Raw genomic sequence first — 20,153 nt, forward strand, 5'->3', positions numbered from 1 at the left:
AAGTATAAGCATAAGAAAGTACTTTTTTATTACTGGAGGGGGTAAACTTGATAAATCTAAATTCTAGACAAAAAGATTTAATAAAGATGATGATAAATGAAGTTGATTATAAAACTATGAGTTATTATTCGGCTTTAATAAAAGTATCACCTCGAACATTATATACTGATGTACAAAAAATAAATGATTATCTAAAAGATTTTAATATTCAAATTGAAAAGAAACCAAGAGTAGGAATAAAGCTAAATGGTAGCATTGAAAATAGAATGAAAGCAATCGAAACTTCTAATGATAAAAATAGTTGTAATAAGGAGTATAGTTCTGATGAAAGACAATTAGAAATAATGAGATTACTGTTAGTTAATGAAAAAACAATTTCATACCAAATGCTTTCAGAGAATTTTTGGGTTAGTAAAACATCAATATCAAAGGATATAGAGAATATAGAATCTCTTTTAAATGAAAATACAGTAAAAATAGAGTCAGACAAAAAAGGGACGAGAATAGTTGGAAGCGAATCTCAAAAGCAATATACCCTAAAAATATATACTGAGGAATTACTTACTAAAAAAAATATTGTGAATGAAAAAGATTTTTTGAAATATGCTCCTATAATATTAAAAGAAGTTTATCCGGAAAACATAGTAGATATAATATTTAATGAAGTAACTAATTTTGAGAAGACATTAAATAGTCCATTAACATATTACTACTTAAAATCTTTAATAATTACTTTAATTGTTTTTATTTTTAGATTAAGTAAAATGCATCATATAAAATTTAAAAAAAGCTTTATATTTGAAGAAATAAAATCTTTAGAAACTTATTTCATAGCCAAAAGTACATTAGAGAATATTTCCAGGAGATTAAATATTATTACTAATAATGAAGATATAGATTATTTGAACAAACAATTAATAGCGCATTGTATAAAACCAGAATTCAGTTGTATTGAACAAACAGATATGTATGAGAGTATAGTTAAAGAAGCAATTTCTGAAATGAGTCAAATAATGAATATTAATTTAAAAAGCGATAAAAAACTTTATGAAGGACTTTTGTTTCACATAGTTCCTATGATTTATAGACTGCATATAGGAATTAGGATAGAAAATCCATTATTAAATGAAATTAAAGAACAATATTCAGTAACTTTTAATGCTACTTGGTATGTTATGTCAAAAGTATCTGAAAAGCTTAATATTATTTTAAATGAAGATGAAGTAGCTTTTATAATGGTTCATTTTCAAGCTGGAATAGATAGAAATGCTCAAGTAAAAAAGATATTAATTGTTTGTCCTACAGGTATAGGATCTTCTGAGCTAATCGCTAATAAAATTAAAAGATTTTTACCTTCTAAGGATATTATTGAAGTGGTTCCTATAAGAAAAATATATGAGAATAACACTAAAAATGTAGATTTAATAATATCTTCTGTAGAACTAGAAATAAAGAATAAACCTATTATTTATGTTTCTCCTTTAGTATCTAATGAAGATTTAAAAAATATATCACAAATTTATGCAGATATATTTATAGATACCAACAAATTTAAATTGACTGATATTGAAGATAAAAAAGAATTTAAGTATATAAATAAATTAATAGGAGAGGACTTTATTTTCACAAATTGTAAATTTAAAAATAAAGAAGAGTGCTTAACATATATTATAGATGAATTCACTAAAAAATCTATGATAAATAATGGATTTAAAGAATCAATTATGGAAAGAGAAAAACTTGGGTCAACATCATTAGATTCAGCAGTAGCTATACCACATGCATTACCTTCAACTGTTAAGAAAAGCGTGATAGGAATTATGACCTTAGATAGTTGCATAAAATGGAGTGGAAAAAATATAAATACTGTTATTTTAATATGTATTTCAGAAAATGATATTAAAAATGTAAAAAATATCTTATCAGAGGTATATGATATTGTGGAATCGAAAGATAAGGTTGAAAAGATATTTAAAGGAAAAAGTAGAAAGGAAATCTTTGATGAATTAGGGGGATTTTAAAGTTGATAAATAGAGAATTAATAGTTTTAGATTCAGAGCTAAAAGATAGAGAAGATATAATAGAATTTTTAGCAAATAAAGCTTTAAATATTGGATATATATCTAGCCTAGATGAGTATATAGATGCAGTAAAAAAAAGAGAAAGTGAATTTTCAACAGCGATAGGATATGGAGTTAGTATTCCCCATGGAAAGTCATCAGCTGTAGATAGAGCTTTTATTGGATTTTTAAGGTGTAGAGAAGAAATAAAATGGTCTGAAGATCAAAAAGAAAAGGTAAGATTAATATTTTTGCTAGGAGTACCAGAAAATAAAAAAGAAACTCTTCACTTAAAAATATTAGCACAAATAAGTAGAAAATTAATGGATGAGGAGTTTAGAAAAAAATTATTATGCAATGATACAGAAAAAGTATTTCAATTATTAAATGAGATTGAACAAAATATTTCATCTGAGAATTAGGAGGAATGGAAAATGAAAGTAGTAGGAGTAACAGCTTGTCCAACAGGAGTAGCACATACTTATATGGCTCAAGAGGCTTTAGAAAGAGAATGTAGAAAAAGAGGTTATGATGTAAAGATAGAAACTCAAGGAAGTATCGGTATTGAAAATGAATTAAGCCAAGAAGAAGTAGATGAAGCAGATATTGTAATAATGGCAGTTGCTGTATTTGTAGAAGGAGAAGAACGCTTTGAAGATAAATTAATTTTAGAAATTGATGTAAACGATGCTATTTCAAAAACTGCTGAAGTTATTGATAAGGCTGAGAAATTAGTAGGATAATGAGGGGGATTAAGATAATGGAAAAGTCTAAGAAAATATTGAAAGAGATACAAAAAGCTCTTTTAAGTGGTGTATCATTTATGATGCCAGCCGTTGTAGCAGGGGGATTGATGTTAGCAATTTCGCTTGCAACAGGAGAAAAAGCTGAGGGTGGAATAGCTATAACTAACCAGTTTATGTCTAATATTAATGTATTAGGTAAAGCAGCATTTGCGATGATGATACCAATATTAGCTGGATATATAGCTTACACAATTGCTGGTAAGCCTGGTCTAGCACCTGGTATGATTCTTGGGTATTTAGCAAATAATGCAATTGGAGAAAATGGAGCAAAATCAGGTTTCTTAGGAGCTATGTTGCTTGGTATAGTAGCTGGATATATGGTTAAGTGGATTAAGGGATTTAAAGTTCCCAAAACTATTAAAACCATTATGCCAATATTAATAATTCCTACTGTTACTGTATTTGTAATAGGGGTTGTTTATATATATTTAATAGCTGAACCACTAGCAGCATTAATGAATAATTTAACTATTTTCTTAGGAAATATGAATGGGACAAATAAAGTATTGTTAGCAATTTGTATTGGTTGTATGAATGCTTTAGATATGGGGGGACCTGTAACAAAAGCAGTTTCTATGTTTACATTAGCTTTAATGAACGAAGGGGTTTATGAGCCAAATGGTATGTTCCGTATAACAGTTGCAATTCCTCCAATTGGTATATTTTTAGCAACAATGATATTTAGAAATAAATTTACTCAAGGAGATAGAGAGGCTGGTTTAGCAGCTGGCATAATGGGGTGTATAGGTATTACTGAAGGGGCTATACCATTTGCAGTAAGTGACTTTAAGAGAGTAATTCCATCTACTATGGTAGGTGCTTCTGTTGGAGCTATTATAGGGGCTATTGGAGGAGTAAAATGTTATGTTCCTCATGGTGGATTTATAGTTTTACCAGTTGTAGAACAAAAGTTATGGTTTATAGCAGCTATAATTATTGGGTCAATAGTTACAGCATTAATGTTAGGTTTATTAAAGCCAAATATTGAAAAGATAGACTAGTAATATGATAAAAAGAAGGTGTTTTAAATGAAAAAAGATGTAGTTAAATTTATAGAAGAAAATAAAATTATAGCAATATGTAGGGGATTATATGGAGAAAAATTATTACAATTAGTCGAAGCGTTATATAAAGGTGGAGTGAAGTTAGTTGAAGTTACATTTGATCAAAATGATTGTAACTGCCTAGAAAAGACTTCAGAAGCTATAAGAATGTTAAATTCAAAGTTTAATGGTAAAATAAAAGTTGGAGCAGGAACTGTTATTACTTCGGAACAAGTGTTTGAAGCAAAATCAGCAGGAGCAGAATATATATTATCACCTAATGCGGATATTGATATATTAAAGATTGCAAATGAATTGGATTTAGTAACAATACCAGGAGCCATGACGCCTACAGAAATATTAGAGGCGCATCATGCGGGAGCAGACTTTATAAAACTATTTCCTGCAGGAACACTAGGATTAAAATATGCAAAGGATTTACTAGGTCCTATAAATAATGTTAAATTTATTGCAACTGCAGGTATTACACCAGATAACTTAGGAGAGTTTCTTAAGTTAGGTTTTTCAGGAGCAGGAATAAGTAGCTATATAACTAATAAGAATATGGTAGAATCGGGAGATTTTGAAATATTAACTGAGCATGCAAAGGAACTAGTTGAAATTGTGAACAAGATTTAGAGTATTTATTATAGCAGAAGAGGAGAGTTGAAATGAAAAGTCTTTTAGTAGCACAATCTGGAGGACCAACAGCTGCGATTAATTCAACTTTAGTTGGTATTTTAACTTATGCGTACACGCAACAAGAAAAAATAAACAGAGTATATGGTGCGATTAATGGAATAGAAGGTGTTTTAAAAGAAAAATTTATAGATATAACAAAAAAAGTTAAAGATGTGCAATCAATGGAATTGCTTTGTAATACACCATCTTCTGCACTAGGTTCATGTAGGTATAAGATAAAAAATGAAGATAGGGATAGTGACACAATTAAAAATATTATAAAGATTTTTAGAAAATACAATATAGGTTATTTCATATATATAGGTGGCAATGATTCTATGGATACTGTTAGCAAGATAAGTGAATATTGTTATAAAAATAATATAAAAGATATTACTGTAGTAGGAGCACCAAAAACTATAGATAATGATTTAGAGTCAATTGATCATTGTCCAGGTTTTGGATCAGCTGCAAAATACATTGCCACAACTTTTTCTGAATTAGAACGAGATATAAGTGTTTACGATACTAAATCAGTAACTATAGTAGAAGTTATGGGGCGCAATGTAGGATGGCTTACAGCAGCATCAGCATTAAGTAGGGAAGCTTCAGGAAGTGGCCCTAATTTAATATATTTATGCGAAAAATATTTTGATATAAGTAGCTTTTTGAAAGATATAGAAGAAGAGTTAAGTAATAAAAATAATATAATAGTTGCAATAAGTGAAGGAATAAAAGATAAAGATGGAAAGTATATATCAGAAATAGTACAAAGTGATTCAATAGATTCTTTTGGACATAAGTATATATCTGGTGCAGGAAAAGTATTGGAGAACATTGTTAGAAAAGAATTAGGGTGTAAGGTTAGATCAATAGAACTTAATTTAATGCAAAGATGTAGTGGACATATCTTAAGTAAAACAGATATTGAAGAATCAAAACTTTTAGGAATGAAGTCATGTCAATGCGCTATTGAAGGTAATACTGGTGTTATGGCAAGTATAGTTAGAAAAGGAAATAATCCATATGAAATCGAATTAACATCAGTTCCAGTTAGTAAAATAGCTAATAAAGAAAAGAGAGTACCAATAGAATGGATAAATGAAAAGGGGAATTATGTCAAGGAGGAATTGATTGATTATATCTTTCCACTTATTCAAGGAGAAGTTAAAATTCAATATATTAATGGAATTCCAAAACATATAGCTTTGTATTAAAACTTTATTTTTCATTAATATCTATAAAAATAAAATGCAATTGTTATAAAAGCTTCGTAGCATATGACTATGAGGCTTTTTTATTTAAATGGGATTTTTTAAAATAAAACTATATAGTAAAATGATTTCATAACTAAAAGGATGATCCTTATAAGTTTAAGAATCATCCTTTTTAAATTATAAACTATAATTTAATTAAAATATTGACTACTTACCACTGCTAGCAAAGTTTTAGGGTCGCTTAAAATTGTTATATCCTGTGGAATAACAATATCTTCAATAAATACCTTATCATCTAACTTCATATCAGATGCATCTAATTCAATAGATTCAGGAATTTTTTCAACGTCTCCTTGCAAATCTATATATAAATTATGAGTTTCTAATGTAAGTCTTTTAGATTCTAAGAGGTCTTGTCCGATAAATCTAATAGGAATCCTCATCTTGATTACTTCATTAGGTTTTATATATTGAAAATCTACGTGAATAATTTCATGTCTTTCATTTTTTTGTACTTCTTTTACAACACAGTTGATTTTTTTATCTTCAAGTGAAACTTCTATTATAGATCCACTACTATTTTTTCTAAGCATTCTTCTAAGTTCTGCATTACACATTTTTACTGGTATAGTTTCATCAAGGAATTCACCATATATTATTCCTGGAATTTGTCCAGTTTTTCTAAGTCTATTTTGATTTTCTTTTACATTTCTTTCATATACCTTAAAGGCTAAATTTGACATTTATAAATACCTCCTTAAATAGCTAATTTAATAAATAATTTATTAAGCTCTATAAAGTTAAGGTAATTACTCTTATAAAACAATAATAGAGCTTAATCTAAGCCCCACATATGCATCATCCTCCTTCATATCATTATAATTTTACATAAGAACATCAAAAAAAGCAAATATTGGGAATGTTGTTTTGGCAAATTAAATTAAGAAAGTTAAGTGAATATCAATTTATATTAAGAAAAATTACAAGAAATCAAATAAAAACCATATTTATTATTAAAATGTGAAATAAGAATAAATATTTTCAAAAAGTAGTAAATTTTCAATTTTAAAGATGAAATTAAATTTATAGAATAATATTTTCTAAATATTAAAAAAAGTGTAAGATATAGGTATATAGATGTTTTGATATTATTTAATGGAGGGAAGAGATTGTTATGAGAACTATAATTATTGAAGATGATAATTTAATGTTAGAAGCAGCTAAGTTAATTATAGGGGAAAATAAATATTTTAATATTGTAGGAAGTTTTGTTGATGCCAATGAAGCCTTACAAAGATTAAAAGAGTTATCCCCGGAAATTGTTTTTTTAGATATTGAAATGCCTAGCTTAAGTGGAATTGAAGTATCCAAAAAATTAAAGGAATTTAACAGTAATATACAAATAGTTTTTGTAACAGCTCATGAGAAGTATGCGTTAGATGCATTTAAGGTTAGCGCAATTGATTATATATTAAAGCCAATAACTAAAGATTCAGTAAATGAAACAGTAAAAAAATTATTAAAATTTAAAGATGGAATAAGATTTTTAGAAAAAGAAAAAAATAGGAATAAAATTTGTACATTAGGAGATTTTAAAGTTTATGGGAATAATGAAAATGAAATAATAAAATGGCCAACTGCAAAGGTTGAAGAATTATTTGCACGTTTTATTGTTGCAAGAGGTAATTCACTTGATAGATGGTATCTTAGTGTACTTTTTTGGCCAGAAGCATCTCCAGAGAAAGCATTGCACAGCTTACATAATAGTATTTATAGATTAAAGCAAACATTAAAAATAAATAGAATAGAAAACATTGTTTCTTATGAAAAAGGATGTTATAAAATTGATTTAAATCATTTTGAGTGTGATCTTTGGGAATGTGAAGATTTTATTATGCTAAATTTAGAGTTAAATGATGATAATATAGAAAAATTTGAAAAAATTAATAAAATATATAAGGGTAGTTTATTTAGAAATAAAGATTATGTATGGTCTATTGATATAAAAGAGGAGTTAGATAAATTTTTCTTAAATATAGGAAAAAATATAAGTGAGTATTTTTATAATAAAGAAGAATATTATAAATCGGAAGAAGTTTTAAGAAAACTTTTAAAAGACAATCCATTGGATGAAGACCTAACTGATTTAGCCATGAAAAATGATTTTAAGTTTGAAAATAAAATGGGCATAATAAATACTTTTAATGGTTTGAAAAATTATTTAAAGAAAGAATTAAATGTTTCTCCAAGGAAGTCAACAGAAAAACTTTATTTATATTTAATAAATAATTTGTAAAAGAAATTATATTTTCCTTTATAACTTACTTGTGAGTTATTTGTGAGAATCCTCCTATATAATTATTATTTGATAATAATAATTATGATTTATAATGGAGGAGAATATGAGAAAATTTAGAAAGCCAGCTTTTTTTATATTAATAACAGTAATTTTACAATTATTTTCGGGCATTAGTTATACAGATATAGTAAGAGCTGAAGAAATTAAAGAGTTTAAATTTATTACATCAATTGAATTAACAGATTTTAAAGGTAAACCTCTAGGAGAAGAAATAGATAAATCTTCAGAGGTACGTATTAATTTTAATTTTGAAATTCCAAATGTTGAAGATGTAAAGGCCGGGGAGTTTTTTACTGTTAGGATACCAAAGCAAATAGAGCTTATAAGTGATTTTGATGAAAATCTATCTGATGAAGAGGGGAAAGTTGTTGCTATAGCTCATTTTAAAAAGGGGGGTCAAATAGATATAGAATTTACTGAATATACTGGAAGTTATTCAAATGTAAAAGGTAATTTTTATTTAAAAACAAAATTTGATAGAAATAATATTGGAAATGGGCCTAGTGAAAAAATAGAATTTATTTTATTTGGGCAATCTGAACCAATTGTAATTGAAGTTAAGTTCAAGCAAGATCCAATTCCAGAAGCTTCTATATCAAAAAAAGGTATTGGTTATGATGGAACTAAAAATGAAATTACATGGAATATTGAATTTAATAAAGAAAATGTTAATGTAAAAAGTGCAAAAATAATAGATAATATTCCTTTGGGACAAGAGTACATTGAAGGATCAGCCACAATAGATAATGGGGCTGATAAAAGTGGGTTTTTATATGAAGTTGCCCAAAATGATAGTAGTAAGTCTGGAACACTAACTTATAAATTTGATGAAGAAGTTAATAAAAAACACATAATTTCTTTTAAAACTAGAATAAGTGATATAAGTGTTTTACCAAAAGAACAAGGTGAAAGCATAAAATTATATAATAAGGCAATCCTTGATATAGATAGTGGAAGTAGGGAGTCAAACGAAGCTTCAGTAAATGTTAAGACTAACTATATTGAAAAATATGGTAAATATAATTCAAGTGAAAAAAAGATAGATTGGACTATTAAAGTAAATAACAATGCTTTAGAGATTAAGAATTTAAAGATAGAAGATGTTATACCAACTGGGTTAGAATTAATAAAAGACTCATTTAAAGTAAATAATGAAGTAAATAATAATTACAATTATAATGAGATTAATAAAAAATTAGAGTATACATTTAAGGGAATAATTAATACTCAACAAATAATTAGGTATTCTACTAAAGTTGTAAATGAAAAAGTTTATCAGTCAAATGATACTACTAATTTTAAGAATACTGCAACTATAGTTGAAGGATTAGAAGGAAAACCCCATTCAGATGCTACTGTGGGAGTAGTTAGCAATATTTTAAGAAAAAGTTCTGTAGAGAAATATGATGCGGCAAATCATTATCTAACATGGAAGATAGAGGTTAATAGTAATGAAGTAGAGCTTGTAAATCCAGTAGTAACAGATAATATACCCGTAGGGCAAAAGTATGTTGATGGAAGTTTTAAAATAGATGGACTAGATGCTGATACTAATAAATTCAAATATGAACCAGCTTTAGAAGGAATTATAGATAAAACTGGAACTATTACTTATAGTTTTAATGAGACAATTAACAAAAAATATGTCATTACATTTAAAACTGAAATAACTGATAGTAGTATTTATGCAGGAAATGTTAGTGAAGAATATAGAAATACTGCAACTATGAATGGAAGTAATATAGATGAAGTTAATAGTACAGCAGAACAAAAAGTTACAAGTAATGTTATTGATAAACAATCATTAAGTTATAATTATGTAGATAAAGAAATTACTTGGAAGATAATTGTTAATAAAAACAAGACAGACTTAGGAGAAGTAGTTGTTACTGATAATATTAAAGTAGGACAAGAATATGTTGAAGGTTCTGCAGCTATAAATAATAATGCTGATAATAATGGGTTTGTTTATACAAAGGCAAATAAGGATGATAAAGAAAAAACAGGCACTTTAACATATACATTTAAAGATGAAATAAGTGATACTTATGAAATTACTTTTAGAACTAAGGTGACAGATGATTCTATTTTTTATACCAATGGGCAAAAGACTATTAATAATAAGGCTGAAATAACAGGTGATGTTATCCCTCCAAATGTATCTACAGAGGCAGAGAGAAAAATTGAAAACTCAGTAATTAACAAATCAGCAGATTATGAAAGTGGGAAAGACTATATTGATTGGAATGTAGTAATAAACTCTAATTCAATTTCTATGGGAAATGTAATTATTGAAGATGACTTACAAGAAGGGTTAGAGCTAGATACAACATCTATAGTATTATATAAGCAAACGTTAAATGAGGATGGAAGTTTAGTTAAGGGTTATCCTGTTGAATTAGATGAAAATAGCGTTAAATATGATGTTAATACTAGAAAGTTTATATTTAATTTTCTAGATGAAGTGAATTCACCATATTTATTAACTTTTAGAACAAATATTGTAGATAAAAATAAACAACCATTTACTAATACGGTGAATTTTAAAGGAGAAAAAACTAAGGAAGAAAGTACTATAAGCGATATTAGAGTAGAATTTCAATCAGGTGGTGGGAGTGCTGTAGGTACAAGAGGTACTATAACTGTAATAAAAGTTGATAAGGATAGAAATAATATAAAGCTTAAGGGGGCAAAGTTTAATTTATTAGATAAGTACAAAAATATAATAGTTACAGGTGAAACAGATGAAAATGGAAGCTTAATGTTTAATAAAATTAAATTTGATATTCCATATTACCTAGAAGAGGTAGCTCCACCAGAAGGGTATATGTTAAATAAGAATAGTATTCATGAGTTCACTATAAAAAGTGTAGATGATAGTAAAAATATAACTCGTGTTTTTGAAAACAGTATTATTAAAGCTAATTTAGAATTATTAAAATTAGATGAAAATAATATGGCATTAGGGGGAGCAGAATTTACTATTTATAAAAAAGATTCTGAAAATGAAGTAGCTAAAGGAATAACAGATGAAAATGGAATAGTTAAATTTGAAAAATTACTTTACGGAAACTATTATTATGTTGAGACTAAGGCGCCAAAAGGTTATGTATTAAATAGTTCTAGACATTATTTTACTATTAGTGAAAATGGAGTAGTTTTAAAAGAAACCATAAGTAACGAAAAAATATTAGGAAATATTAAAGTAGTAAAGATAAGTGAAGATAATAATTTCTTAGCAAATGCAGAAATTACCTTATATGACTTAGAAGGTAATGTAGTTCAAAAGGGAGTAACAGATGAAAATGGACTAGTTACATTTACGAATGTACCTTATGGAAATTATCAAGTAAAAGAAACTATAGCTCCAGAGGGGTACAACCTTTCAGAAGAAGTATTAAAGGTTAGTGTAGATAAAGAAGAAACAGGATTACTTTATGAAGCAGGAACAATTACTAATACTAAAATTAGAGCTAACATAAAGATTAAGAAGTTAGATCAAGATGGAAATAAGGTAACTGGAGCAGAATTTACTCTTTATAATAATGATGATGAAGTTATTGAAACTTCAGTAACTAATGAAGATGGAATAGCATTATTTAAAGATATAGTATATGGGGAGTATTATATTAAAGAAACCAAAACTCCAGAAGGTTATATTGGTAGTGATGAAAAAATCGAAGTAAGTGTTAAAGAAAATAATTTAGTATATTTATATGAAGTTGAAAATACTAGAATAAAAGGAACAATAGAAATTAAAAAAGTTGATGAAGATGGAAATCCACTAAAGGGAGCAGAGTTTACTCTATATAACAAAGAAGGTAAGGAAATATCAAAATCAATTAGTGATGAAAATGGATTAGTAAGATTTGAAGATGTTGATTATGGTAAGTATCTTTTAAAAGAAACTAAAGCTCCAGAGGGCTATATAAAAGATTATATTGAAGTGGAGGTTATTATAGATTCATCAAAGACTCAAGTATTTACTTTCAAGAATGTGAAGATAAAAGAGGATGTAGACAATGGTAATATAGATAGCAATAATAGTTTAGGTAAGGGTGATCTTCCTTCAACAGGGGATGTATTTGATTTAAGACTATTTATATTAGTTGGATTAGCATTAATAGTAGTAGGAAGTGGATTATTATTTAAGAAGAAATTAAAGTTAAATAAATAAAAAATAAAAGCTTTTGCATAGTGTTATGCAAAAGCTTTTTGTTATATTATCTTTCTTCAGTTTTTAAAATAGACATTGGTAAAAAGTATGCTGCTATCATAAATAATATACCTACCAAGAATAATCCAGTAAAACCAAAATCAAATACTGATGGGAATTTTTCAGATAAATTAAATAATGTCATCTTACCAAGGTTTAGACTATCGAACACTCCCATTTCTTCTAAAGGAGCATATGAAAGTGAGAATAAGAATGCACCAAATAATCCACCTAAAACTGCAGCTAATGCTTTCTTTAGAGTATTCTTATTAGTAATAGCTCCAAGGCAAGTTCCAGGGCATGTCCCAATTGAGCCAAAGGCAAATCCAAATAAAAGTCCTCCTAATATTACTCCAAGATTCATAGTTTTTACACTTAAATTAGATATATCAAAGATTCCTAAAGCATTAGATAGAGATAATAGTACACTTGAAAACCCTATTGCAAAAAGTATTATTTTGGCAAGAGATAAATCTTCTAATCGTAACATTTTAAGTATTTTATTAAAATTAGTAGCTTTTGCTAGGGAAAGAGCAAATCCAAAAAATCCACCTAATAATATTGCTAATATAATTTCCATAGTTAAGCCCTCCTTTTATTAGTTCTTATTTTATTTAAAATAATTGCAGTTGGAATTGCAGTTGCAAATACAGAAATAGCAAATATATATCCACTTACACTTCCTTGCATCATTCCACTCATCATATGTCCACTAGTACATCCATCCGCAAGCCTTGCACCAAATAATAGTATTGCTCCACCTAAGAAACTAGGACCATATTTTTTAACAAAACATTTTTCTCCTGTACTACATGTAGAAGTTGACTTGTTTTCTTCAACAGGACAACTTTGAAATTCTTCATCTTCAAATTCAGAGGTTTGTATTAAATTTTTCTTCTTTAACAATGTGTACCCTAAATATCCTCCTAAAGGTATAGCTAAAACAAATATAAAATCATAATTTATTGGGTTTTTAATTGATTTTGCTAGTTTACCTTCAGATTTATCATAATATTTATTTGAGCTTATATAACCACTTTCTCTTGTAGGATCTTCTTTTATAACATCTTTATCAATTGAACTATGAATTATACCTGATAATACAGAAAATTGAGTTGATACTCCTATAGGTTTTACTAAAAAGACTGATATGAAAAAGGAAAAACCTAAAATCAAAGCTCCTAATAACCATTTTTTATTTTTCATTTATATTTCCTCCTGAAATTTATTTCTTGATATAAATATATAATGGAAAGAAATATTTGTATGTAACTTAATCACATAGTGATATAAAAGTGAATTTTTTTAGAAATTTTACTTCTTAATGCATAGTATAACTTATAAATAAATATATAGAGGTATTTAAATTGAAAATTTTTAATAAGATGTTGGGGAAGCTTAGAGGAGATAAAAATTATATAGAAAATGCTACAAAGTATGTTAATTCAAGTAGCTTTACAAGTAATACTAAGTATTTTATTTGGGTTGATTTAAGAAACTTTAAGGTTAATATTTTTATGGGATCAAAAAATAATTGGACATTATTGCATAGCTATCTTTGCACAATAGGAAAAAAATCTACACCTACACCTAAAGGGAATTTTACGATAGGAATTAAGGGGCTTTATTTTGGAGTTGAGAAAGGCTATAAATGTTGGTATTACACCCAGTTTAAAGGTAATTATTTATTTCATTCAATTCTATATAATTTAGATGGAAGTATTAGAGATGGAAGGCTTGGAATGGCTTTATCTGATGGATGTATTAGACTGGATAAAACCAATGCAAAATGGATATATGATAATATTTTAGAAGGTACTAAGGTTTTTATTAGTTAAAATATTTATGTAAATATTAATTGCTTAAATGTTTACAAAAAATCTATTGACCTAAAGGTGTTACAATGATAATCTGAAAGAGTGAATTAATTATTTAGCAAATTATAAATTATGAATTGGAGACAAAAGATGATTAAAATTATATCAGATTCATCTACCCTTTATTCAATTAAAGAAGGACAAGCGAATAAGGTAGATATTTCACCACTAGTTGTTACAATTAATGATAGAACTTACATGGAATATGAAGAAATATGTTCAGAAGAGTTTATTGACTTAATAAATAAGGGGCATGTGCCTAAGTCTTCTCAGCCTCCAATTGGACAGGTAATTGACTTATATAACAAATATCCTGAAGACGAAATTATAAATATTTCTATGGCTGATGGCTTATCAGGAACCTATAGCTCTGCATGTATGGCAAAGAATATGGATAGCAATCCTGATAGAATAGAGGTAATTAATTCTAGAACATTATGTGGACCTCAAAGATATTTAGTAGATTTGGCAGTTAAGTTAGTTGATAATGGCTATAGTAAAGATGAAATAATTAAAGAAATAGAAAAATATATTGAAACATCTGAATCTTTTTTAATTCCTCATGACTTTGACTTTTTAGTAAGGGGAGGAAGAATATCATCATTAGTTGGAAAAATTGGTAGTGCAATAAAATTAGTACCTGTTATGGCACTTTCAGATGATAGTAAATCTTTAACTAAGTTTACAGCTAAACGTACCTTTAAAAAAGCTATTAAAAAGATAACAGAGCATTTAATAGAAAATAACATTGATAGTAAATATAAAATTTATGTTTCTCATGCTTTAAATTTAGAATTAGCTACAGAAGCAAAGAATATTATTTTAGAAGAAATGGATGTAGAAGTTGAGATAAAGGAATTGGGACCTGCATTTATAACTCAAGGTGGTCCAGGCTGTGTAGCTATACAAAGTATAAAAAAACATGAGTTATTAGATTAAAACTTAATATATAAGAAATTAGAGCATAGTATTTTTGGTAAAAACAAAAATACTGTGCTTTTTTATAAATATAATAATTAATATCTATGCAAAATATAGTAAGTTATAATAAAGGTTATGAAAACATTTAAAATATAAAATTAAGATAGTATAATGAAGGTGAATTTCACAAAATCAAATTTGGAGGAAGAACAATGGGAATTAGATTTATTGAGAAAAATAGAAGTTTTAAGTTAGATGCGAAAAATACATCTTATATAATAGCAATTGTTGATGATGAAAATTTTTTAGGGCATGTCTATTTCGGAGAAAAAGTTACAGATGATGATTTAAACTATTTGATGAGAATTTATGAAGCTCCATTTGTACCATCTAAAAATAATAGAGATAGAGTGCCTTTTTATGATAGTTTTCCTTTTGAATATTCCAATCATGGAATTGGTGATTACAGAGAATCTGCTATAAAAATATTAGATAAAAATGGACATTCATATATTAAACTTCAGTATAAATCTCATGAGATTTACAAAGGAAAAAAAGAAATTAAAGATTTACCTTCTACTTATGGCAATGAAGAGGAGTGTACAAGTCTTGAAATAAATTGTATAGATAGTTTTTTAAACATAGAAGTTATACTTATTTATACTGTTTTTGAAAATTTAGATGTAATTACTAGAAGTGTAAAAGTTAAAAATTTAGGTGAAGATAATATAATATTAGAAAAGGTTTTATCAACTTGCGTTACTCTGGAGGGAGTAGATTATGACATGATTACATTAAATGGTTCATGGGCAAGAGAGAGACATATTCAAAGAAAGGCAATAGGCTATGGGAAGCAAGGGGTATCTAGCATAAGAGGTGAATCAAGTCATCAGCATAATCCCTTTATAGCTTTAGTAGATAAAAACGCGACAGATGATTATGGTAATGTGTACGGCTTTAATTTTGTTTACTCTGGAAATTTTATTGCACAGGCTGAAGGATGTCAATTTGATACAACTAGAGTGGTAATGGGAATAAATCCAGAAGATTTTAGATGGATTTTAAATAAAAATGAAGAATTTATAGCACCTGAAGTAGTTATGGTATATTCAAATGAAGGGACAGGTAAAATGACCAGAACCTTCCATGATTTATACAGAAATAATTTAATAAGAGGAGAGTATAAGGATAAAAAGAGACCAATATTAATTAATAATTGGGAAGCTACTTATTTTGATTTTAATACTAGCAAACTTATAGATATAGCAAAGGAAGCATCCTCTTTAGGAATAGAAATGCTTGTTATGGATGATGGATGGTTTGGAAAACGTAATGCTGACAATTCATCACTAGGAGATTGGTTTATTAATGAAGAAAAGATAAGTGGAGGGTTAAAATATTTAGTAGATGAAGTAAATAAGCTTGGAATGGATTTTGGAATATGGATCGAACCAGAAATGATATCAGAAGAATCACAGCTTTTCAAAAAACATCCAGACTGGTGCATACAAATTCCAGGTAGAAAACCAGCATTATGTAGGGAACAATATGTTTTAGATTTTTCTCGAAAAGAGATAGTTGACCATATTTATAAGGAAATAAAAAATGTTATATCAAGTGCAAATATAAAATACATTAAGTGGGATATGAATAGGCAGTTAAGTGATTTAGGTAGTTATTTATTAGATAAAGAACATCAGGGGGAGTTATTCCATAGATATGTTTTAGGTGTTTACTATATGATGGATAAATTAACAAAGGATTTTCCAGATATATTACTAGAAAATTGCTCAGGTGGAGGGGCTAGATTTGATCCAGGAATGCTTTATTATAGTCCTCAAATTTGGTGTTCTGACGATACAGATGCTATTGAAAGATTAAAAATTCAAGAAGGCACTTCAATGGTATATCCTTTATCAACAATAGGGGCTCATGTAAGTGATTGTCCTAATCATACAGTAGGAAGAACAACTCCATTTGAAACTAGAGGATATGTGGCATTAGCAGGTACTTTTGGATATGAATTAGATGTAACTAGAATACCTGAAGAAGATAGAAAAATGATTCCTAAACAAGTAGAAATGTATCATAAATATAATGATCTAATTAGAAGAGGAGATTATTATAGATTAGAAAATTATTCGGAGAACAACGAGTTTGATGCTTGGCAAGTGGTTTCTAAGGAAAAGGATGAAGTTTTAGTTACTTGTATTCAAGTTCTTGGAAGACCTAATTACCATAGTAGAAGAATAAAGCTGAAAGGCTTAGAAAAAAGTAAATTATATAAAAATATAGAAACGGAAGAAGTCTTATCAGGATCAGCATTAATGAATGCAGGAATAAACTTAACTAGTTTATATGGAGATTTTAAAGGCAAAATTATATATTTAAAAGAGGTATAGAAAAGTAATCCACCAATATAATTATATTGGTGGATTACTCATCTTTATTAACATTTAAATTTCTTTCTATAAAGATTTCATAGAATGCTTCAAGTCTTAAAAAGTTTGCAAAAGAGCTTATTATATAAGATCTTTCAAGTTTTTTATATGAAGATAACCATCTAAGTCTTTCTAAATAATCAACTTTAAGTTTAATAGAATAAAACCTTTTAGTACTAGCTAACCATAAAATTAAGTATCCAACTACTATAATTACTTGTCCTAGTAATAGTAATTTAGCAGGTGTTATATCTACTTCGTTGTTAGTAATTAAATCACAAGTTTCTGTTCTAGCACCATAATAGATTATTAAATATCCAAGCGCATTTAAGGAGGCACCAAGGGCTTCTAAATCTGCAACACTTAAATCTAAATTTTTTATATATTCCTCAATACAATTAATAAATTCATTTGTTTCCAAGGTAATATAACCTCCTTAGAATCTTTCAAAATAGTATATGATAAACTAACTTGTATTGTTAAAGACTTATATTTAGTAATATTAGATTTAATTATTATATAGAAAATGATAGAATATACTTAATATTATTGGAGGGAATTTATATGAGAAGAAATATTAAGGTGAAACCTAGTAAGCAAGCGTCTATACCAGGATTTATAGTAGGACTAATATTTGTTGGAATAGGTATTTTTGTTATAATACCTGATGCAGGGGCTTTTGGCCTCTTATGGACTATAATTGCCATAGTTATTACTATAACTAATGGAGTGAATGCTTTTGGAAGCAAAGGAATACCAACTGAAGAAATATATATAGAAGATGATTATGATGATAGTATTTTGAAAAGTACAGAAAGATTATATGAAAAAGAAATGGACTTTGAGGAAAAGCTTAGAAAATTAAAGGCATTAAAAGATGATGGAATTATAACAGATACTGAATATGAAATCAAAAGAGTTGAAATATTAAATAATATAAAATAATTTTTATAAATTCTAATTTAATGAGGAAAAATAAAAAGAAATTCAACTTAAGTTGAGTTTCTTTTTATTTATATTAAGACACTTGAAATATAAATATAGTTATTTCATAATATATTAAATAATTACTTTATAAAGGAGAAGAGATTTTATGAAGAAACCAATTATAGCAGTAACTGCATTATATGATGATGAAAAAGAAAGTATTTGGATGCTACAGGAGTATTTAGATGCAATTATAGATTCAGGGGGAACTCCAGTTATTTTACCATTAATAGATGATAAAGAAGATATAGAGAATTTAGTTAAAAGATTTGATGGTTTTTTATTAACTGGTGGGCAAGATATAAATCCTAAAATTTATAATGATAAAAAATTAGAGCATTGTGGAGAGGTTAATGATGATAGAGATACTATGGAGAGAATTTTAATTCAGAAGATACTGAAAGTAGACAAGCCTATATTAGCTATCTGTAGAGGATTTCAGCTGTTAAATTCGTATTTAGGAGGTAACTTATTTCAAGATATAAGTATAGAGAAAAATAACGGGAAAGGTAGTATTCATAGGCAAGAAAAGCCTTATACTAATCCAGTTCATAAAGTTAATATTATTCAAGATTCTATGCTATATAATATAATTAAAAAAGAAGAGATAATGGTAAATAGTATGCATCATCAAGCTATAAAAAGGACAGCATCAAATATCAAGATAGCTGGAATAACAGAAGATAATATTATAGAAAGTATATATCTAGAGGATAAGAAATTTGTTTTAGGTGTACAATGGCATCCTGAATTATTATATAAAAATTACAATGAGCAATTTAAAATAATTGAAGCCTTTATAAATAGTTGTAAATAAATTTACAAAAAAATACTTTTAATAACTTTAAATGTAAATAAAAAACTAAAAATGGGAAATATAAACAATGTATAAAATCATTGGAAAAATGATGAAAAGTTAAGAAAAATGAGATAAACTTATTTAATAAAGAATACTGATTTTTACTTATATTAGTAATGGAGTTAATATAGGAGTGTTGTTTTATAATATATTAACTAAGGAGTGTTCTTTGTGGAAATTAGTAATGTTATCCTGAGTCAGGAGGTTTATAGAGCTGATGCGGAAAAAATATGTCATTGGCTTAGTGATAAGGAAATAATTAGTTTTTTAAATGAGGAAGCTAACGTACAAAAAAATTTAATGAGTGTTGTAAATAGGATAAATATGCCTATATTGACTCATCTATTTAATAATAATTGTAGATTTTTTACTATAAAGAATCTATATGGAACAATAGGCTTTTTGAGATTAGTTCCTAAAGGCGAGTTTGTAGAAATTGTAATTGCAGTTGGTGAAAAGGATCTATGGGGAATAGGAATTGGTCATAATGCCGTTATAGAGGCATTAAAAGTTGCTTTCTTTGAAATGAGAGCTAGTAGTGTAGTTGCAAAAATAAAAAAGGTTAATAAAAGATCCCAAAATTTATTTAAGGGAATTGGATTTAAAGAAGTAAAAAAATTAGATAATGAAATTGAATTTCATATAGATATAAGCTCTTTTATAAAGAAAGCAGCTTAATAAATAAT

Annotated in this window: 18 protein-coding genes; 14 read left to right on the forward strand and 4 right to left on the reverse strand. The window is 27.3% G+C overall.

Features of this window, described 5'->3' with window-relative positions; translation table 11 throughout:
- Window positions 1–47: 47 nt before the first annotated feature.
- From BN6774_RS06950 to BN6774_RS06975, 6 genes are read left to right on the forward strand one after another with little or no spacing between them, the layout of a single operon-like run.
- Window positions 48–2,021: a BglG family transcription antiterminator gene (locus BN6774_RS06950; protein WP_084766928.1), complete on the forward strand. Its 1,974-nt coding sequence runs from the start codon at window positions 48–50 to the stop codon at window positions 2,019–2,021.
- A gap of 2 nt (window positions 2,022–2,023) precedes the next feature.
- Window positions 2,024–2,482, forward strand: a complete 459-nt coding sequence (locus BN6774_RS06955; protein WP_066891738.1) for a PTS sugar transporter subunit IIA — start codon at window positions 2,024–2,026, stop codon at window positions 2,480–2,482.
- 12 nt (window positions 2,483–2,494) lie between these two features.
- Entirely contained in the window at window positions 2,495–2,803 is a 309-nt protein-coding gene (locus tag BN6774_RS06960) for a PTS fructose transporter subunit IIB (protein WP_066891741.1), read from the forward strand.
- A 17-nt stretch (window positions 2,804–2,820) separates the two neighbouring features.
- A complete protein-coding gene (locus BN6774_RS06965) occupies window positions 2,821–3,867 on the forward strand; it encodes a PTS fructose transporter subunit IIC (protein ID WP_066891744.1) in 1,047 nt (348 codons plus the stop codon).
- A gap of 27 nt (window positions 3,868–3,894) precedes the next feature.
- Complete coding sequence (locus BN6774_RS06970) at window positions 3,895–4,548, forward strand: bifunctional 4-hydroxy-2-oxoglutarate aldolase/2-dehydro-3-deoxy-phosphogluconate aldolase (RefSeq protein ID WP_066891747.1); 654 nt, start codon at window positions 3,895–3,897, stop codon at window positions 4,546–4,548.
- Between the two features lie 32 nt (window positions 4,549–4,580).
- A complete protein-coding gene (locus BN6774_RS06975; RefSeq protein WP_066891750.1) occupies window positions 4,581–5,807 on the forward strand; it encodes a 6-phosphofructokinase in 1,227 nt (408 codons plus the stop codon).
- 191 nt (window positions 5,808–5,998) lie between these two features.
- Here BN6774_RS06975 and BN6774_RS06980 read toward each other — a convergent pair whose 3' ends face one another.
- The gene (locus BN6774_RS06980; RefSeq protein ID WP_066891752.1) at window positions 5,999–6,550 is read right to left on the reverse strand and encodes a 50S ribosomal protein L25; all 552 of its coding nucleotides are present in this window, start codon (window positions 6,548–6,550) and stop codon (window positions 5,999–6,001) included.
- A gap of 431 nt (window positions 6,551–6,981) precedes the next feature.
- Between BN6774_RS06980 and BN6774_RS06985 the strand changes: the two genes are divergently transcribed.
- The gene (locus BN6774_RS06985) at window positions 6,982–8,103 is read left to right on the forward strand and encodes a response regulator (protein ID WP_066891755.1); all 1,122 of its coding nucleotides are present in this window, start codon (window positions 6,982–6,984) and stop codon (window positions 8,101–8,103) included.
- 106 nt (window positions 8,104–8,209) lie between these two features.
- A complete protein-coding gene (locus tag BN6774_RS06990) occupies window positions 8,210–12,343 on the forward strand; it encodes a SpaA isopeptide-forming pilin-related protein (protein WP_066891757.1) in 4,134 nt (1,377 codons plus the stop codon).
- A gap of 46 nt (window positions 12,344–12,389) precedes the next feature.
- Here BN6774_RS06990 and BN6774_RS06995 read toward each other — a convergent pair whose 3' ends face one another.
- Both BN6774_RS06995 and BN6774_RS07000 read right to left on the reverse strand, forming a co-directional pair.
- Window positions 12,390–12,962, reverse strand: a complete 573-nt coding sequence (locus BN6774_RS06995) for a YeeE/YedE family protein (protein WP_066891760.1) — start codon at window positions 12,960–12,962, stop codon at window positions 12,390–12,392.
- Window positions 12,963–12,964: 2 nt separating this feature from the next.
- The gene (locus BN6774_RS07000; RefSeq protein ID WP_066891763.1) at window positions 12,965–13,588 is read right to left on the reverse strand and encodes a YeeE/YedE thiosulfate transporter family protein; all 624 of its coding nucleotides are present in this window, start codon (window positions 13,586–13,588) and stop codon (window positions 12,965–12,967) included.
- A gap of 179 nt (window positions 13,589–13,767) precedes the next feature.
- On the opposite strand from BN6774_RS07000, the gene BN6774_RS07005 reads away from it, so the two are divergent.
- The 3 genes from BN6774_RS07005 (at window position 13,768) to BN6774_RS07015 (ending at window position 17,582) form a co-directional block, all read left to right on the forward strand.
- Window positions 13,768–14,220 (forward strand): L,D-transpeptidase, encoded by a 453-nt coding sequence (locus BN6774_RS07005; RefSeq protein WP_066896504.1) that lies wholly within the window; start codon window positions 13,768–13,770, stop codon window positions 14,218–14,220.
- Window positions 14,221–14,349: 129 nt separating this feature from the next.
- A complete protein-coding gene (locus tag BN6774_RS07010) occupies window positions 14,350–15,198 on the forward strand; it encodes a DegV family protein (RefSeq protein ID WP_066891766.1) in 849 nt (282 codons plus the stop codon).
- A gap of 194 nt (window positions 15,199–15,392) precedes the next feature.
- Complete coding sequence (locus BN6774_RS07015) at window positions 15,393–17,582, forward strand: alpha-galactosidase (RefSeq protein ID WP_066891769.1); 2,190 nt, start codon at window positions 15,393–15,395, stop codon at window positions 17,580–17,582.
- 34 nt (window positions 17,583–17,616) lie between these two features.
- Here the strand turns inward: BN6774_RS07015 and BN6774_RS07020 are convergent, their stop codons facing one another.
- Window positions 17,617–18,042, reverse strand: a complete 426-nt coding sequence (locus tag BN6774_RS07020) for a hypothetical protein (protein ID WP_066891772.1) — start codon at window positions 18,040–18,042, stop codon at window positions 17,617–17,619.
- A gap of 143 nt (window positions 18,043–18,185) precedes the next feature.
- Between BN6774_RS07020 and BN6774_RS07025 the strand changes: the two genes are divergently transcribed.
- The 3 genes from BN6774_RS07025 (at window position 18,186) to BN6774_RS07035 (ending at window position 20,145) form a co-directional block, all read left to right on the forward strand.
- Entirely contained in the window at window positions 18,186–18,566 is a 381-nt protein-coding gene (locus BN6774_RS07025) for an SHOCT domain-containing protein (protein WP_066891775.1), read from the forward strand.
- 148 nt (window positions 18,567–18,714) lie between these two features.
- Window positions 18,715–19,425, forward strand: a complete 711-nt coding sequence (locus tag BN6774_RS07030; protein ID WP_066891778.1) for a gamma-glutamyl-gamma-aminobutyrate hydrolase family protein — start codon at window positions 18,715–18,717, stop codon at window positions 19,423–19,425.
- A 213-nt stretch (window positions 19,426–19,638) separates the two neighbouring features.
- Window positions 19,639–20,145, forward strand: coding sequence for a GNAT family N-acetyltransferase (locus tag BN6774_RS07035; RefSeq protein ID WP_066891781.1), 507 nt, complete (start codon window positions 19,639–19,641; stop codon window positions 20,143–20,145).
- The last annotated feature ends 8 nt before the right edge of the window (window positions 20,146–20,153 follow it).

This window comes from Clostridium nigeriense, from assembly GCF_900086595.1.
GTDB lineage: Bacteria > Bacillota > Clostridia > Clostridiales > Clostridiaceae > Clostridium > Clostridium nigeriense.

Coding starts and splice junctions, on each gene's coding strand:
- BN6774_RS06960 (WP_066891741.1), top strand. CDS start 2,495: ATGAAAGTAGTAGGAGTAACAGCTTGTCCAACAGGAGTAGCACATACT.
- BN6774_RS06965 (WP_066891744.1), top strand. CDS start 2,821: ATGGAAAAGTCTAAGAAAATATTGAAAGAGATACAAAAAGCTCTTTTA.
- BN6774_RS06970 (WP_066891747.1), top strand. CDS start 3,895: ATGAAAAAAGATGTAGTTAAATTTATAGAAGAAAATAAAATTATAGCA.
- BN6774_RS06975 (WP_066891750.1), top strand. CDS start 4,581: ATGAAAAGTCTTTTAGTAGCACAATCTGGAGGACCAACAGCTGCGATT.
- BN6774_RS06980 (WP_066891752.1), bottom strand. CDS start 6,550: ATGTCAAATTTAGCCTTTAAGGTATATGAAAGAAATGTAAAAGAAAAT.
- BN6774_RS06985 (WP_066891755.1), top strand. CDS start 6,982: ATGAGAACTATAATTATTGAAGATGATAATTTAATGTTAGAAGCAGCT.
- BN6774_RS06990 (WP_066891757.1), top strand. CDS start 8,210: ATGAGAAAATTTAGAAAGCCAGCTTTTTTTATATTAATAACAGTAATT.
- BN6774_RS06995 (WP_066891760.1), bottom strand. CDS start 12,962: ATGGAAATTATATTAGCAATATTATTAGGTGGATTTTTTGGATTTGCT.
- BN6774_RS07000 (WP_066891763.1), bottom strand. CDS start 13,588: ATGAAAAATAAAAAATGGTTATTAGGAGCTTTGATTTTAGGTTTTTCC.
- BN6774_RS07005 (WP_066896504.1), top strand. CDS start 13,768: ATGTTGGGGAAGCTTAGAGGAGATAAAAATTATATAGAAAATGCTACA.
- BN6774_RS07010 (WP_066891766.1), top strand. CDS start 14,350: ATGATTAAAATTATATCAGATTCATCTACCCTTTATTCAATTAAAGAA.
- BN6774_RS07015 (WP_066891769.1), top strand. CDS start 15,393: ATGGGAATTAGATTTATTGAGAAAAATAGAAGTTTTAAGTTAGATGCG.
- BN6774_RS07025 (WP_066891775.1), top strand. CDS start 18,186: ATGAGAAGAAATATTAAGGTGAAACCTAGTAAGCAAGCGTCTATACCA.
- BN6774_RS07030 (WP_066891778.1), top strand. CDS start 18,715: ATGAAGAAACCAATTATAGCAGTAACTGCATTATATGATGATGAAAAA.